The 13,297-nt window shown below is 69.4% G+C and carries 12 protein-coding genes; 4 read left to right on the top strand and 8 right to left on the bottom strand.

Going from position 1 to position 13,297, the window contains the following annotated elements:
* The first annotated feature begins 139 nt into the window (after positions 1 to 139).
* From G4D77_RS07205 to G4D77_RS07195, 3 genes are read left to right on the top strand one after another with little or no spacing between them, the layout of a single operon-like run.
* Positions 140 to 466 (top strand): DUF3649 domain-containing protein, encoded by a 327-nt coding sequence (locus tag G4D77_RS07205; RefSeq protein WP_016449744.1) that lies wholly within the window; start codon positions 140 to 142, stop codon positions 464 to 466.
* Positions 463 to 2,115, top strand: coding sequence for a PepSY-associated TM helix domain-containing protein (locus G4D77_RS07200; RefSeq protein WP_017406923.1), 1,653 nt, complete (start codon positions 463 to 465; stop codon positions 2,113 to 2,115). Before G4D77_RS07205 ends, G4D77_RS07200 begins: the two co-directional genes overlap by 4 nt.
* On the top strand, positions 2,112 to 2,444 hold the full coding sequence (locus tag G4D77_RS07195; RefSeq protein ID WP_154834952.1) for a DUF3325 domain-containing protein: 333 nt from the start codon (positions 2,112 to 2,114) through the stop codon (positions 2,442 to 2,444). Before G4D77_RS07200 ends, G4D77_RS07195 begins: the two co-directional genes overlap by 4 nt.
* Position 2,445: 1 nt before the next feature.
* On the opposite strand, the gene hpaI is transcribed toward G4D77_RS07195, so the two are convergent.
* From hpaI to G4D77_RS07175, 4 genes are read right to left on the bottom strand one after another with little or no spacing between them, the layout of a single operon-like run.
* Positions 2,446 to 3,252, bottom strand: coding sequence for a 4-hydroxy-2-oxoheptanedioate aldolase (gene hpaI / locus G4D77_RS07190; protein ID WP_017406921.1), 807 nt, complete (start codon positions 3,250 to 3,252; stop codon positions 2,446 to 2,448).
* A gap of 30 nt (positions 3,253 to 3,282) precedes the next feature.
* Positions 3,283 to 4,782 (bottom strand): NAD-dependent succinate-semialdehyde dehydrogenase, encoded by a 1,500-nt coding sequence (locus G4D77_RS07185; protein ID WP_154834950.1) that lies wholly within the window; start codon positions 4,780 to 4,782, stop codon positions 3,283 to 3,285.
* Positions 4,783 to 4,816: 34 nt separating this feature from the next.
* Entirely contained in the window at positions 4,817 to 6,346 is a 1,530-nt protein-coding gene (locus tag G4D77_RS07180; RefSeq protein WP_154836403.1) for a UxaA family hydrolase, read from the bottom strand.
* Positions 6,347 to 6,388: 42 nt separating this feature from the next.
* Complete coding sequence (locus tag G4D77_RS07175) at positions 6,389 to 7,384, bottom strand: Bug family tripartite tricarboxylate transporter substrate binding protein (RefSeq protein ID WP_046239777.1); 996 nt, start codon at positions 7,382 to 7,384, stop codon at positions 6,389 to 6,391.
* Between the two features lie 137 nt (positions 7,385 to 7,521).
* Here G4D77_RS07175 and G4D77_RS07170 point away from each other — a divergent pair, with 137 nt between their 5' ends.
* Entirely contained in the window at positions 7,522 to 8,460 is a 939-nt protein-coding gene (locus G4D77_RS07170; protein ID WP_154834948.1) for a LysR substrate-binding domain-containing protein, read from the top strand.
* 123 nt (positions 8,461 to 8,583) lie between these two features.
* Here the strand turns inward: G4D77_RS07170 and G4D77_RS07165 are convergent, their stop codons facing one another.
* The 4 genes from G4D77_RS07165 to gorA all read right to left on the bottom strand — a co-directional run bounded on the left by G4D77_RS07165 (position 8,584) and on the right by gorA (position 13,215).
* On the bottom strand, positions 8,584 to 9,819 hold the full coding sequence (locus G4D77_RS07165) for an NAD(P)/FAD-dependent oxidoreductase (RefSeq protein WP_154834947.1): 1,236 nt from the start codon (positions 9,817 to 9,819) through the stop codon (positions 8,584 to 8,586).
* Complete coding sequence (locus tag G4D77_RS07160) at positions 9,816 to 10,868, bottom strand: IolE/MocC family protein (protein WP_213757935.1); 1,053 nt, start codon at positions 10,866 to 10,868, stop codon at positions 9,816 to 9,818. The genes G4D77_RS07165 and G4D77_RS07160 overlap by 4 nt, the downstream gene beginning before the upstream one ends.
* Before the next feature lie 114 nt (positions 10,869 to 10,982).
* Entirely contained in the window at positions 10,983 to 11,237 is a 255-nt protein-coding gene (locus G4D77_RS07155) for a hypothetical protein (protein ID WP_154834946.1), read from the bottom strand.
* A 628-nt stretch (positions 11,238 to 11,865) separates the two neighbouring features.
* Positions 11,866 to 13,215, bottom strand: coding sequence for a glutathione-disulfide reductase (gene gorA, locus G4D77_RS07150; RefSeq protein ID WP_154834944.1), 1,350 nt, complete (start codon positions 13,213 to 13,215; stop codon positions 11,866 to 11,868).
* Between the last annotated feature and the right edge of the window lie 82 nt (positions 13,216 to 13,297).

Raw genomic sequence — 13,297 nt, 5'->3', positions numbered from 1 at the left:
CTCCAGGCGCGCGGCCAACGCCCGGCGCCGCACAGACCTTGAACTGTTGTGGCGCCTTTGTCCGTCCGGGCCTGCGAGCGGTGTCTGCAGCGGCCGCGGCGTCCATGACGGGCAACGATCCGCAAGAAAGGTCATCCCCATGCAAGCCTCGACCCCGGGAGGGTCCTCTCCATCCCTGCTGCGCTACCGCGTGGCCGTGGCCTCGCGCGCCTTGGCGGCGATCGGCGGCGGCTATCTGCTGTCGGCCGCCTGCGCCGCCACGGGCGCGCGCGCCATGGTCTGGCTGGGCGTGGAACGGGCCGATGCGGCGCTGGGCTCGACGCTGCTGGCCTTCATCATCTACGCCGTGGCGGCCATGTGGGCCTTTGGCTGCGCCAGCGCCTGGCGCGCCTGGGCCGTGATCGGCCTGCCGGGCGCGGGCCTGGGACTTCTGGCCTGGGTGCTGTCGAACGGAGCCGCCGCATGAGGGCAGACGGCAAACCCGAGGGACTGCGCCAGTCCATGTCCTGGCTGCACACCTGGAGCGGCCTGCTGCTGGGCTGGCTGCTCTACGCGGTGTTCTTCACGGGCACCCTGAGCTATTTCCGCGACGAGATCAACGACTGGATGCGGCCCGAGCTGCACGGCTCGGTGCAGGATGCCGATACCGCGCAGCGCGCACTGGAGGCCATGCAGCGCATCGCGCCGGAGGCCACGACCTGGACGCTGGGCCTGCCCGGCCCGCGCCAGGTGGCGGTGGCCGCATCCTGGCGCGAGCCCGGCGCCGCCACGGGCCGCGCAGGCACCAAGCGCGCCGAGATCGACGCCGCCACGGGCGAGAAGCTGGAGCCGCGCGAGACACGCGCCGGCAACTTCTTCTACCGCTTCCACTTCGAGCTGCACGCCATGCCGCGCATCTGGGGCCGATGGATCGTGGGCTTCGCCACCATGCTGATGTTCGTGGCCATCATCACGGGCGTGATCACGCACAAGAAGATCTTCACGGACTTCTTCACCTTCCGCCCGCGCAAGGGCCAGCGCTCCTGGCTGGACGCGCACAACGCCACGGCCGTGCTGGCGCTGCCGTTTCACATCGTCATCACCTTCAGCGGACTGGTGCTGCTGATGTTCATGCTCATGCCCTGGGGCATACAGGCGGCCTACAACGGCGACACCAATGCCTACTTCGCCGATGTGCGCGGTGCACGCGGGCAGGCGGCCAACCAGGGCCCTGGCGCGCGTGGTGGCAAACAGGAGCGCCAGGCCGCCGCGCTGGCCGACATCGCGCCCATGCTGGCCGAGGGCGCGCGCCGCTGGCCCGAGCACGGCGTGGGCAGCATCACCGTCAACGCGCCCGGCACCTCGCGCGCGGTGGTCGAGCTGCGCGAAGGCGGCGGCATGAGCCTCATCAACCGGGGCCAGTCCGAGACGCTGCGCTTCGACGGCGTGACCGGCCAGTTGCAGGCCAGCCCCGAGGCGCCCGCCATCTCCTGGGTGCGTGCCACCAGCAACGTGATCACCGGCGTGCACCTGGGTCGCTTTGCAGAGCCCGCCACGCGCTGGCTGCTGCTGCTCAGCGGCGTGGTCGGCACCTTCATGGCCGCGTCCGGCATGGTGCTGTGGGTGGTCAAGCGCATGCCCGAGCGCCGCAAGCTGGGCCGCACGCCCTTCGGCCACCGTCTGGTGGAGGTGCTCAACGTGGGCTCCATCGCGGGCCTGTCGGTGGCCGTGGCCGGCTTCTTCTGGCTCAACCGCCTGCTGCCCGTGCCCATGCAGGCGCGCAGTGATTGGGAGATCAACGGCTTCTTCCTGATCTGGCTGCTGTGCCTGCTGCATCCGCTGCGGGTCTCGCACCGCAATGCCTGGCTGCAGCAGATGGCGCTGGCCGCCGTGCTGTATGCGCTGCTGCCCCTGCTCAACCTGCTGACGGGCGGCGCATCGCTGGTGCAGACCATGGCCAACGGGCAGTGGAGCATCGCCAGCTTCGAGTTGCTGATGCTGGGCCTGGCCGCCATCCACGGCGTGGTGGCCTGGTGGCTGCTGCGCGGCAAGCCGGCAGCGGCTGCAGCGCCTGCAGCCCCCCGCACGCAAGCCCGCGCCGCCAGCCATGCCTCCACGCTGGAGCGCGCGTCATGATGATTCTTGCCACCCTTTGCCTGGCCTTTGCAGGCTTTGCCGTCATTGCCGCTTCCATGGACCGGCACCAGGACCAACTGGGCACCGAAGGCCTGGCACCCGCGCGCCTGAAGGCCTGGCGGCTGGCCGGCTACGCGCTGTTGGCCCTATCGCTGGCGCCCTGCCTGCTGCGCTGGAATGCCTCGGTGGCCGTGGCCGCCTGGCTGGGCCTGCTCACCTTTGCGGCCCTGGCCTTGGGCCTGCTGCTGACCTATGCGCCGCAGTTCGCGCGGCGTGTGGCGGCCGCTGCAGCGGCGGCGGGGCTGCTGGCCTGGCTGGTGGCTGGCTGATTCAATAGGCGGCAGCTGCCTGCTGTGCAGGCGCGGCCACCGGCGAATCATCGAACTGCCCCCGCAGCCTGCGCGCCGCATTCGCAAACAGCAGCACATCCACGCCCACGGCCACGAAGCTGCAGCCCAGGTCCAGGTAGCGGCGGGCCAGGGCGGGGTCCGAGGTCAGGGTGCCGGCCGCCTTGCCGCTGGCGATGATGGTCTTCATGGCGCCCTCGATGGCGGCCTGCACTTCGGGGTGGCCCGGGTTGCCGCGGTGGCCCATGGAGGCGGCCAGGTCGGCGGGGCCGATGAAGACGCCGTGCACGCCGTCCACCGCGCAGATGGCCGGCAGGTTCTGCAGCGCGGCCACGGTCTCGGCCTGTACCAGCAGGCAGACCTCGTCGTCGGCCACCTGCAGGTAGTCGGCGCGTGCGCTCCACTGCGATGCGCGGCCCACGGCGCTGCCCACGCCGCGCACGCCCAGCGGCGGGTAGCGCGTGGCGGCCACCACGGCGCGCGCCTGTTCGGCCGTGTCCACCATGGGCACGAGCAAGGTGGTGGCGCCTATGTCCAGCATCTGCTTGATCAGTGCCGTGCTGCCTTCGACCACGCGCACCACGGCCTGGGCCGGGTGCGGGGCCACGGCCTGCAGCGCGGCCAGGGTGCTGCGCACGTCGTTGGGCGCGTGCTCGCCGTCGATCAGCAGCCAGTCATAGCCGCAGGTGGCGGCCGCCTCGGCCAGGTAGGGGTCGGCCATGGACAGCCACAGGCCGATGCGAGGCTGGCCTGCGGCCAGGGCGGTCTTGAAGGGGTTATGGGCTGGCATGGTGTCCGGTGATTTCGTTGATGGAAAGATTCAGTCCAGCAGGCCCTGGCAGACGTACTTGGTGTGCAGGTAGTCGTCCAGGCCGTGGGTGGAGCCCTCGCGGCCGTAGCCCGATTCCTTGACGCCGCCGAAGGGCGCTGCCTCGGCGGCCAGCGCGCCTTCGTTGATGCCGACGATGCCGGTCTCCAACGCATCGGCCATGCGCCAGATGCGGCGCGCGTCGTTGCTGTAGAAGTAGGCGGCCAGGCCGAAGGGCGTGTCGTTGGCGGCGGCGATGACCTCGTCCTCGCTGTCGAAGACGGTGAGCGGCGCCACGGGACCGAAGGTTTCCTCGCAGGCGCAGGCCATGGAGGCATCTGCGCCCGTGAGCACGGTGGGCGCGTAGTAGTTGGCGCCCAGGGCATCCAGGCGCCTGCCGCCCGTGAGCACCCTGGCGCCGCGCGCCACGGCGTCCTGCACATGGCGCTCGATCTTTTCCACGGCGCGCGCGTTGATCATGGGGCCGATCTGCGAGGCCGGGTCGCTGGCCGGGCCCACGTGCAGCGCGGCCACGCGCGCGGCCAGCTTCTGTGCGAACGTGTCGTGCACGCTGCGGTGCACGAAGACGCGGTTGGGGCACACGCAGGTCTGGCCGCCATTGCGGAACTTGGCGGCCATGAAGCCGTCGACGGCGGCATCGATGTCGGCATCCTCGAAGACGATGAAGGGCGCATTGCCGCCCAGCTCCAGCGAGAGCTTCTTGAGCGTGTCGGCGCTGCGCCGCGCCAGGTGCTTGCCCACGGGCGTGGAGCCCGTGAAGGTGATCTTGCGCACGCGCGCGTCGTCCAGCCAGACATCCACCACCTCGGGCGTCTTCTCGCGCGAGGCCGTGACGATGTTGAGCACGCCGGCCGGCACGCCTGCCTCCTGGGCCAGCAGCACCAGGGCCAGCGAGGTCAGCGGCGTGTCTTCCGCGGGCTTGCAGACCACGGTGCAGCCGGCGGCCAGCGCGGGCGCGATCTTGCGGGCGATCATGGCGGCCGGAAAGTTCCAGGGCGTGATGGCGGCCACCACGCCCACGGGCTCGCGCAGCGCAAACATGCGCCGGCCCGGCACGGGTGCGGGAATGATCTCGCCGTTCATGCGCGTGGCCTCTTCGGCGAACCATTCGATGTAGCTGGCCGCGTAGGCGACCTCGCCCTTGCCCTCGGCCAGGGGCTTGCCCTGCTCGCGGCTGATGAGCCGGCCCAGGTCGTCCTGGTGGGCCAGCACCAGGTCGTTCCAGCGCTTGATGATGGCGGCGCGCTGTTTGGCGGGCGTCTTGCGCCAGGCGGGGAAGGCGGCATGCGCGGCGTCCAGCGCGGCGCGGGCCTCGGCGGCGCCGGAGTCGGGCACCTCGGTGATCAGTGCGCCCGTGGCGGGGTCGGTCACGGCCAGGCGCGGGGCGGGTGCGGCGGGCGTGGCCGTCGCAGTGGTAGTCGCGGTCGTCCATTGGCCGGCGATGAAGTTGGCGCTGCGCAGCAGCTCGGGGCGGGTCAGGGTCAGTGGCATGGAATCGGTGGATGCAGGTGTTGTAAGGGGCGGCTCAGCTCACGATGCCCAGGTGCCAGGGCACGAACTCATGGTCGCCCAGGCCCAGGGCCTCGCTCTTGGTGGGCTCGCCGCTGGCGTGGCGCAGGATCTGCGCGAAGATGCGCTGCCCCATCTCGGGCACGCCGCATTCGCCGTCCACGATCAGGCCGCAGTTGATGTCCATGTCCTCTTCCAGACGGCGGTACATGGGCGTGTTGCTGGCCAGCTTGATGGTGGGCGCGGGCTTGCTGCCGAACATGGAGCCGCGCCCCGTGGTGAAGCAGATCAGGTGCGCGCCGCTGGCAATCTGGCCCGTGGAGGCCACGGGGTCGTAGCCCGGCGAGTCCATGAACACAAAGCCAGGCTCGGTGATGGGCTCGGCATATTCGTAGACGGCGCGCAGCGGCGTGGTGCCGCCCTTCATGGCCGATCCCAGCGATTTCTCGAAGATGTTGGCCAGGCCGCCGGCCTGGTTGCCGTGGCCGACCATGCCGTTGAACTGGGCGTTCTGCCCGGCCGCGTAGCGCTCCCACCAGGCCAGGCGGTCCAGCAGCTTCTGCCCCACGGCTGGCGTGATGGCGCGGCGCGTGAGCATGAACTCCACGCCATGGATCTCGGGCGTTTCCGACAGGATGGCCGTGCCGCCGTGGCGCACCAGGATGTCCATGGCCGCGCCCAGGGCCGGGTTGGCCGTGATGCCCGAAAAGCCGTCCGAGCCGCCGCACTCCAGACCGATCTTCAGGTGGCTGGCGCTGACCGTGCTGCGCCGCGCGGCATCGGCTTCGGGAAGCATCTCTTCGATGGCGCGGATGCCTGCCTCTATGGTCACGCGCGTGCCGCCCACTTCCTGCATCACCAGAGTGCGCATGAGCCGGCCTTCGCTCAGGCCCTGAGACTCCACCAGGGCATCGACCTGGTTGCGCTCGCAGCCCAGGCCCACGATGAGCACGCCGGCCAGGTTCGGGTGGCGCGCATAGCCGGCCAGCGTGCGGCGCAGCACGTCGAAATGCTCGCTGGGCGAGGACATGCCGCAGCCGCTGGTCTGGGCAAACGCCACCACGCCGTCCACGTTGGGGAAGGCAGCCATGCGCTCGGCCGTGAAATGCGCGGCAATGCGCTTGATCACCGTGGCCGAGCAGTTCACCGACGACAGGATGCCGATGAAGTTGCGCGTGCCCACGCCGCCGCCGGCGCGCACAAAGCCCTGGAAGCTGGCGCGCTGCGCCTCCGGCACATAGTCCACGGGCCGCACATCGGCGCCGAAGGCCGGGTCACGGTAGTAGTCCACGATGCGCAGGTTGTGGCTGTGCACATAGTCGCCGGCCTCCAGCTCACGCGTGGCCACGCCGATCACGGTGTCGTTCTTCTTCACCTGCTCGCCCTCTGCGATGCGGCGCGCGGCGATCTTGTGGCCCGCAGGCACCTGGGCGCGGGCGCGCACGCCCAGTTCGGGAATCTCCTGGCCCAGCGACAGAGCGGTCCTGGCGACCAGCACGTTGTCGTTGGGATGCAGGTGCAGCAGGGGGCTATCGGTGCGGGACATGCGGGACATGCGGGGCTTTCATCGGTGTGGGTTCGCGGGCGGTCAGCCCTTCATCAATTCGCGCAGCTTGAGCTTGTCGATGAGCACGGTCTCCTTCTGGTAGACCGTGTTCACGTACTTCTCGTAGTCCGGGCCGTCCAGGTACAGCAGCGGCGCATCCAGCTTCTCGGCCACGGACTTGAACTCGGGGCTGGCCACGGCGGCGCGAAAGGCCTCGCGCAGCCTGGCCGCCACGGCCGGGTCCAGGCCACGCGGCGCGCCAATGCCGTTGGGCGCATCGACCACCACGTCGTAGCCGCATTCGCGCAGCGTGGGCACGTCCTTGAAGCGCGCCGTGCGCTGCTCGCCCCAGGTGGCCAGCAGGCGCAGCTTGCCGGCTTCCACATGGGGGGCCCAGGAGCTGGAGTCGGCCAGCGCATCCACATGGCCGCCCAGCACACCCTGCAGTGCCTCGGCGCCGCCCTTGTAGGGCACATGGTTGAGCTGTATGCCGGCCACGCCCGCAAACTCCTCCATGCCCACATGCGTGGCACCGCCCACGCCTGCATGGGCATAGGTCACCTGGCCGGGCCTCGCCTTGGCGGCGGCCACGAAGTCCTTGAGCGTCTTGAACGGCGAATGGGCGGGCACGGCAATGCCGAAGGTCTGGCCCGAGGTGCGCGCGATGTAGGTGTAGTCCTTGCGCGGATCGGCCTGCAGGCTGCCCAGTTGCGAAAAGCGCGTGACCGAGATGGGAATCTGGCCGATGGTGTAGCCGTCCGCCCTGGCCGAGGCCAGCGCCTTGGCGCCGATCATTCCCGAGGCGCCCGCGCGGTTCTCCACCGCGATCGGCTGGCCCAGCAGCTTGCCGGCCACGGTGCACAGCGCGCGCATGGACTGGTCGGCCGTGCCGCCCGCAGGCCAGGGGCAGATGAAGGTGATGGGGCGTTCGGGCCAGTTCTGGGCGAAAAGACGTCCGGTGGCGGCCAGTGCGCTGGCGCCGAGCGTGGCGAGCACGAATTCGCGCCGGCTTGCATGGCGTGTGCGTGGGGTGTTCATCGCTTGTCTCCTGTATTGGCTTTTTGCAGCCCTGTGATCCGGGCCTTGGGCTGGCTGGCGCGATTGTTCAGCGCCTGATCATGACAATCCAATGAAAAGATAGACTGGCTTCATAACCTCAAAGCTATGAAGACCCCATGAGCAAGATTGACCGCGTGCTGCGCTCCAACCTCAAGCTGCGCCATCTGCAGCTGCTGGTGGCGCTGGACCAGTTCCGCCATCTGGGCCGCGCCGCCGAGTTCCTGGCCGTGACCCAGCCCGCCGTCTCCAAGACCCTGGCCGAGATCGAGCGCATGCTGGACATGACGCTGTTCGAGCGCTCCACGCGAGGCACCGAGCCCACGGCGGCCGGCGTCAGCATGGTGCGCTTTGCGCGCTCGGTGCTGGCGGGCTTCGAACGCACGCGCGATGAAATGGCGGCCGAGGCCAGCGGCACGCGCGGGCGCACCAGCGTGGGCGCCATGGTCGTGGCCACGCCCGTGCTGCTGGCCCGGGCCGTCGAGCAGTTGAAGGCGCGATCGGCCCAAACCACGGTGCTGGTCGAGGAGGGCGATCTCACGCGGCTGCTGCCCAAGCTGCGCATGGGCGAGCTGGACCTGTTCGTGGGCCGGCTCGAACCCGGCTATGCCTCGCCCGACCTGGAGACCGAAGCCCTGTACGACGAGCCCATGGTCGCCGTCGTGCGCCCCGGCCATGCGTTGCTGGCGCAGCCTGCGAGCTGGCAGGCGCTGGCCGACATGCCCTGCGTCATGCCCCCGCCCTGGGCATCGCTGCGCGTGAAGCTGGAGCAGCAGTTCTTCGCCCACGGCCTGCATCCTCCGGCCGATCTGGTGGAGTCCGCCTCATTCCTGTCGCAGATCAGCTTCCTGCACCAGCGCGGCGCCGTGGCCTTCATGGCGCGCGGCGTGGCCGGGCATTTCGCGCAGCAGGGGCTGGTCGCCGTGCTGGACCTGCCCGTGCCCATCGACCTGCCGCCCGTGGGCCTGATCACCCTGCGCGGCCAGCCGATGACGGCGACGACGCGGTTGCTGGTGGAGTGTTTGCGGGCGGTGGGGCGCAGCCTGGCAACGCGCTGATCCTGCGGCTGCGGCTGCATTGGCGCTGCGCCACCGGCGCCGCCGCATTCGGCATGAGGCTCTGTCCCTCCGTGGCCTGCACCGCATGCTCGCTGCCGCCGTGCTCCATGAAGGCAATGGAGATCATGACGTGAGTGGGGCTTTGGAGGGGAGCGTTGGGAAACCGGGGCCGGCGCAGTGCGTGGCGGCGATGGCCTTGCGCGCAGCCATGAATTCGCCCGGCGAATTCACGCATTCGGCGGCGCACAGCTGGCCACCGCGCAGGTGCAGGACGGCGAACCTGCCGCTGGCCGGGTTGCCGCGCAGCACGGTCTGGTCGCCCTGGCCGGGCAGGCCGGCGATCTGCAGCCTGGTGTCGTACTGATCGGACCAGAACCAGGGCGTTTCATGGGCGGGCAGTTCGCTGCCCGTGATGGCGCAGGCCGCGCGCCGGGCCTGTTCGAGCGCGCTGGGCACGCTTTCGAGCCGGTGCAGCCCGGGGTAGCCGGCCAGCGGGCGGCGCGTGGCATCGCCTATGGCGTAGATGCCGCTCATGGCGGTGCGGCCTTCGCCATCCACGGCAATGCCGTCAGCGCAGTCCAGGCCGAGGGATTGCGCCAGTTCCATGCAGGGCGCCGCGCCCACGCCGATGAGCACGGCATCGCACTCCAGTCGGGAGCCATCGGCCATCCACAGGGCCGTGATGCGGGTGGGGCTGTCTCCCTGGATGGCGGCGACCGCTGCATTGAAATGCACCTCCACGCCCTGGCCTGCATGCAGCTGCAGCAGATGCGCAGCCATCTGCGGCGAGGCGCTGCGCGTCAGCAGCCTGCCTTCGCGCTCGATGATCCGGACCTGTACGCCCAGCTTGCGGGCCGTGGAAGCGATTTCGAGGCCCGCATAGCCGCCGCCGATGATGGCCAGGCAGCGCGCGGTCTGCAGATGGACCCGCAGCGCCTGCGCGTCTTCCATGGTGCGCAGGTAGGTGATGCCAGGCCGCTCATCCCCGGGCAGGACCAGCCAGCGCGGCGCGGAGCCTGTGGCAATGACCAGGTGTTCGTAGTGCAGCACCGATCCGTCGTTCAGCGCCACCTGCCGCGAGCCCGGCTCTATGGCCATGGCGCGCATGCCCGGGCGCAGGGCGATGGCCTGGTCCGCGGAGGCGCCGGCGGGCCGCGGCAACAGCTCGTCCGGGCCCATGGCCTGCTGCAGCCATGCCCTGGACAGCCGCGGGCGCAGGTAGGGCGGCAGGTCCTCGCCGCCGACCACAGTGATCGGGCCCGGGTGGCCGTACTGGCGCAGCAGGGCGGCCAGGGTGCCACCGGCGTGTCCGGCGCCGATGATGACGGCATGGCCTTGGGGGTGTTGTGCGGGGTTCATGCTGCACCTTCGCAGGAGGCCCGGAGTACGGGGCGGTCGCAGATCTCGTCCCAGGCTTGCCGCATGAAGCGCGCGGCCGCCACGTTCTGCTCCAGCAGGTCATAGCCTGCGCCCAGGCCGTAGTCGGGGAGATTGATGAATTCGGTGGTGAGGTAGCGCAGCGGGCTGTGCGGCTGCGCATGGTGGCAGGCCAGCACCTTGCGGATGGCCTCTTTGGAGGGCTCCAGCAGGTAGGCATGCCAGGGCGAATGCCATTCGCCGGCTCCGGGCCGCAGCATGGGGTACTGGATGCCCCGGCCCGGGCTGCCGTCCTCGTCGCGGTGCCACAGGTTCAGGGGCTGGTTGGGGCCGGCCGCGCGCAGCTGGGCCCAGCGCACGATGCCCATGTCCAGCCATTGTTCGCACAGCGAGCCGGGCTCGAACGGGTCCAGCACCAGTTCGCCGCGCTCGAGCAGCCCGCGCACGCCCGACCGGTCCAGCTCGGCCGGGTTGCCGATCTTGAAGTTCACATGGCTGTAGTCCAGCGTGAAGTGAAAGGGCACGCCGCGTGCCTGCACGCGCCCGGCCACGCTGCGCACGCGCAGGAAGTCTTCGGTCCACGTGTTCACATGCAGCGCGAAGCTGGGCTCCACGCCCAGGCCCATGGCGTCGTCATAGACCCGCAGATAGTGTTCGGCGATTTCCACATCGGACAGCACATGGCCGTCGCGGTGGTGCTTGAAGGTCATGATGTTGTGGCAGCGCACGCCGATCTCGCGGCAGATGCGCAGGTTGCCGGCCAGCAGGACCTCGTCCTCGCCCAGGCGGTAGAACCAGCTGGCGGTGTGCACGGGCAGCTTGAATTCGGCGATGGCCGACTCGTAGTCGGCCAGCTGGTGGCGCAGCGGCAGGCGGTCGAAGCAGTCGAACACGCCGGTCTCGCTGACGAGGCGGAACTGCTCGCGTATGGGCAGCTCCTGCAGGCCGATGGGCTGGTGGCGCGAGGAGCGCTGCACGCCACGGCCGTTGCAGCCGATGGGCGGGAGGGTGGGGCGGGGGGCTTCGTGCATGACCTGCTCCTCAGCCGCCCGTGGGCGCGCCCACGATCATGCGGTCCGCCGACAGAGGGTGGCCCGCGTTGCGCGACCCGGTCAACGGGGACCAGGTATCGAGTACATCGGTTGTCATGGATCTGTCTCCTTGTTGAGTGTGGTGTTGCGCCCCGGCCGCTGCTCAGCCCCATAGGCGCTGCGGGCCAAGAAGGCGTCATCGGCCAAGCGGCTCCCGGCGCCGCTGCCCGCACGGTGGAAGGCCTCCAGCGCGAACACTGCTTTCAGCCTGCTGCCCAGCCCCTGCGTTTGCCGCAGGGGCCAGAAGCTGGCCTGCATGCCGCCTGGCGCGGGCTCGCCATGCCCTGTCTTCGAATGCAGTCTGGGCATGGGATGTCTCCTGGGCTCCGATCGCGGCTCTCGACCCATGGCTGCTGGGTTGATGCGGAAAATTAAGGTGTATGCACTCTAATTAAGTCGGATTGCCTACAAAGAAACACCAAGGCTTTCCATGGAGCAATGCCTCTTTTTCCCCGCGTACAAGGATTGTGAATTTTTCGATTTGACTTGACTATCGGGAAAATACTTTATTTGTTTTTGACTATTGAATAGGGTGTTTGAGCGTAGGCGCTTGAAATTCCCGCGGTGGACGGATGTTTCCACCGGGCCAGCGTGGCGACGCAGGACCCTGGACGGTGGCAATGCACCGCAGGCAGCTGAAATGTCAGCCCACAGCCATGCAGGCAGCGGCGGCATGCAGGGGCAGGAGGTCCATGTCGGGGGAAGGAGAAGGAGAAGGAGGAGGAGGAGGAGGAGGAGGAGCGGAGCCGGATGCGGATCGCGCGCAGCTTGTGCCTGCCCACCAGCGTCCGCGAGGCTGGCGTCAGGAGCACGGCGCAGATCGGCCTGCTCCCGGCCATTCCCGATGCCTTCGCCGACCTGGGCGGCTTCGCGCTCGCCCGGCGCGTGCCCTGCCCAGGGCGGTGGTCAACCGCCGAAGGCAGGTGGTGCGCGCCGTTCAGCGCATGGTCACGAACTCTTCTGCCGCCGTGGGGTGGATGGCCACGGTGTCGTCGAAGTCGCGCTTGGTGGCGCCCATCTTGAGTGCCACGGCAAAGCCCTGCAGCATCTCGTCCATCCCCAGGCCGATGCCGTGTATGCCCACGATGCGTTCCTCGGGGCCCACGCAGACCAGCTTCATGCGCGCGGGCTGGCGGTGGCGCGTGACCGCCGTGTACATGGCGGTGAAGGCCGACTGGTAGATCTTGACCTGATCGTCGCCAAATCGCTCGCGCGCCTGCGGCTCGGTCAGGCCCACGGTGCCGATGGGCGGGTGGCTGAAGACCACGGTGGGCACGTTGTCGTAGTCCAGGTGCTCGCCGGTCTTGCCGTTGAACAGGCGCTCGGACAGGCGCCGGCCTGCAGCCACGGCCACGGGCGTGAGTTCGATGCGGCCCGTGATGTCGCCCACGGCGTGGATGCCGGGCACATTGGTGTCCTGGAACTTGTCCACCGCGATGTGGCCGCTGTCCTGCAGCGCCACGCCTGCGGCCTCCAGGTTCAGGCCCGAGGTGTCGGGCCTGCGGCCCACGGCCCAGACCACGCAGTCCACGGTGTGGCTGCTGCCGTCTTGCAGTTGCAGGTCCAGGCTGCCGTCTGCGTTGCGGACCACGGCCTTCGGGGTGGCCTGGCGGTGCACGGTGGGGCCTTCGGCCTCCATGATCTCCATCAGGGTCTGGCTCAGCAGCGGATCGAATCCGCGCAGTGCCGAGTTCTGGCGCAGGAACAGATGGGTCTGCGAGCCCAGCGCGTGCAGCACGCCGGCAATCTCCACGGCGATATAGCCGGCACCCACCACGGCCGTGCGCGCAGGCAGGGTCTTGAGGGCGAAGAAGCCGTCGGAGTCGATGCCCAGCTCGGCGCCAGGTATGTCGGGCCGTGCCGGGCGCGTGCCCGTGGCGATGAGGATGTGGTCGGCACTGAGCCGCTGGCCGCCCACCTCCACGGTGCGCGCATCCACGAAGCGGCCAAAGCCATGGATCAGCTCGACCTTGTTGCGCGCCAGGCCGCTTTCATACGAGGCATGGATGCGGTCGATGTAGGCGCTGCGGCTGTCCAGCAGGCGCTGCCAGTCCAGGCGGTTGACGGTGGCATCCCAGCCGTAGTCGGGGCCGTAGCGGTGCATGGCCTCGCCGATCTGGGCCGCATGCCACATGACCTTCTTGGGCACGCAGCCCACGTTGACGCAGGTGCCGCCGATCTCGCCGGCTTCGATCAGCGCGCAGTGGCGCCCGTGCATGGCGGCGCGGTTGGCCGATGCAATGCCGCCGCTGCCGCCGCCGATGACGATGTAGTCGTAGTGCTTCATGGAGATTCCGTGCTGTGTCTAAGCGGCCCGAATGCCGCACCGGCCATCTTGCCCTGTTCGCCGGCCAGAGGCCTGCGGCGGG

This window comes from Delftia sp. WY8 (assembly GCF_018437695.1).
Classification (GTDB): Bacteria; Pseudomonadota; Gammaproteobacteria; order Burkholderiales; family Burkholderiaceae_C; genus Comamonas; species Comamonas tsuruhatensis.
Note: the sequence above shows the minus strand (reverse complement) of the source record. Positions and strands in the feature narration are given on the sequence as shown.

Bases quoted from the DNA above. Each gene is read 5' to 3' on its own strand.
- G4D77_RS07205 (WP_016449744.1), top strand. From the start codon at position 140: ATGCAAGCCTCGACCCCGGGAGGGTCCTCTCCATCCCTGCTGCGCTAC.
- G4D77_RS07200 (WP_017406923.1), top strand. From the start codon at position 463: ATGAGGGCAGACGGCAAACCCGAGGGACTGCGCCAGTCCATGTCCTGG.
- G4D77_RS07195 (WP_154834952.1), top strand. From the start codon at position 2,112: ATGATGATTCTTGCCACCCTTTGCCTGGCCTTTGCAGGCTTTGCCGTC.
- hpaI (WP_017406921.1), bottom strand. From the start codon at position 3,252: ATGCCAGCCCATAACCCCTTCAAGACCGCCCTGGCCGCAGGCCAGCCT.
- G4D77_RS07185 (WP_154834950.1), bottom strand. From the start codon at position 4,782: ATGCCACTGACCCTGACCCGCCCCGAGCTGCTGCGCAGCGCCAACTTC.
- G4D77_RS07180 (WP_154836403.1), bottom strand. From the start codon at position 6,346: ATGTCCCGCACCGATAGCCCCCTGCTGCACCTGCATCCCAACGACAAC.
- G4D77_RS07175 (WP_046239777.1), bottom strand. From the start codon at position 7,384: ATGAACACCCCACGCACACGCCATGCAAGCCGGCGCGAATTCGTGCTC.
- G4D77_RS07170 (WP_154834948.1), top strand. From the start codon at position 7,522: ATGAGCAAGATTGACCGCGTGCTGCGCTCCAACCTCAAGCTGCGCCAT.
- G4D77_RS07165 (WP_154834947.1), bottom strand. From the start codon at position 9,819: ATGAACCCCGCACAACACCCCCAAGGCCATGCCGTCATCATCGGCGCC.
- G4D77_RS07160 (WP_213757935.1), bottom strand. From the start codon at position 10,868: ATGCACGAAGCCCCCCGCCCCACCCTCCCGCCCATCGGCTGCAACGGC.
- G4D77_RS07155 (WP_154834946.1), bottom strand. From the start codon at position 11,237: ATGCCCAGACTGCATTCGAAGACAGGGCATGGCGAGCCCGCGCCAGGC.
- gorA (WP_154834944.1), bottom strand. From the start codon at position 13,215: ATGAAGCACTACGACTACATCGTCATCGGCGGCGGCAGCGGCGGCATT.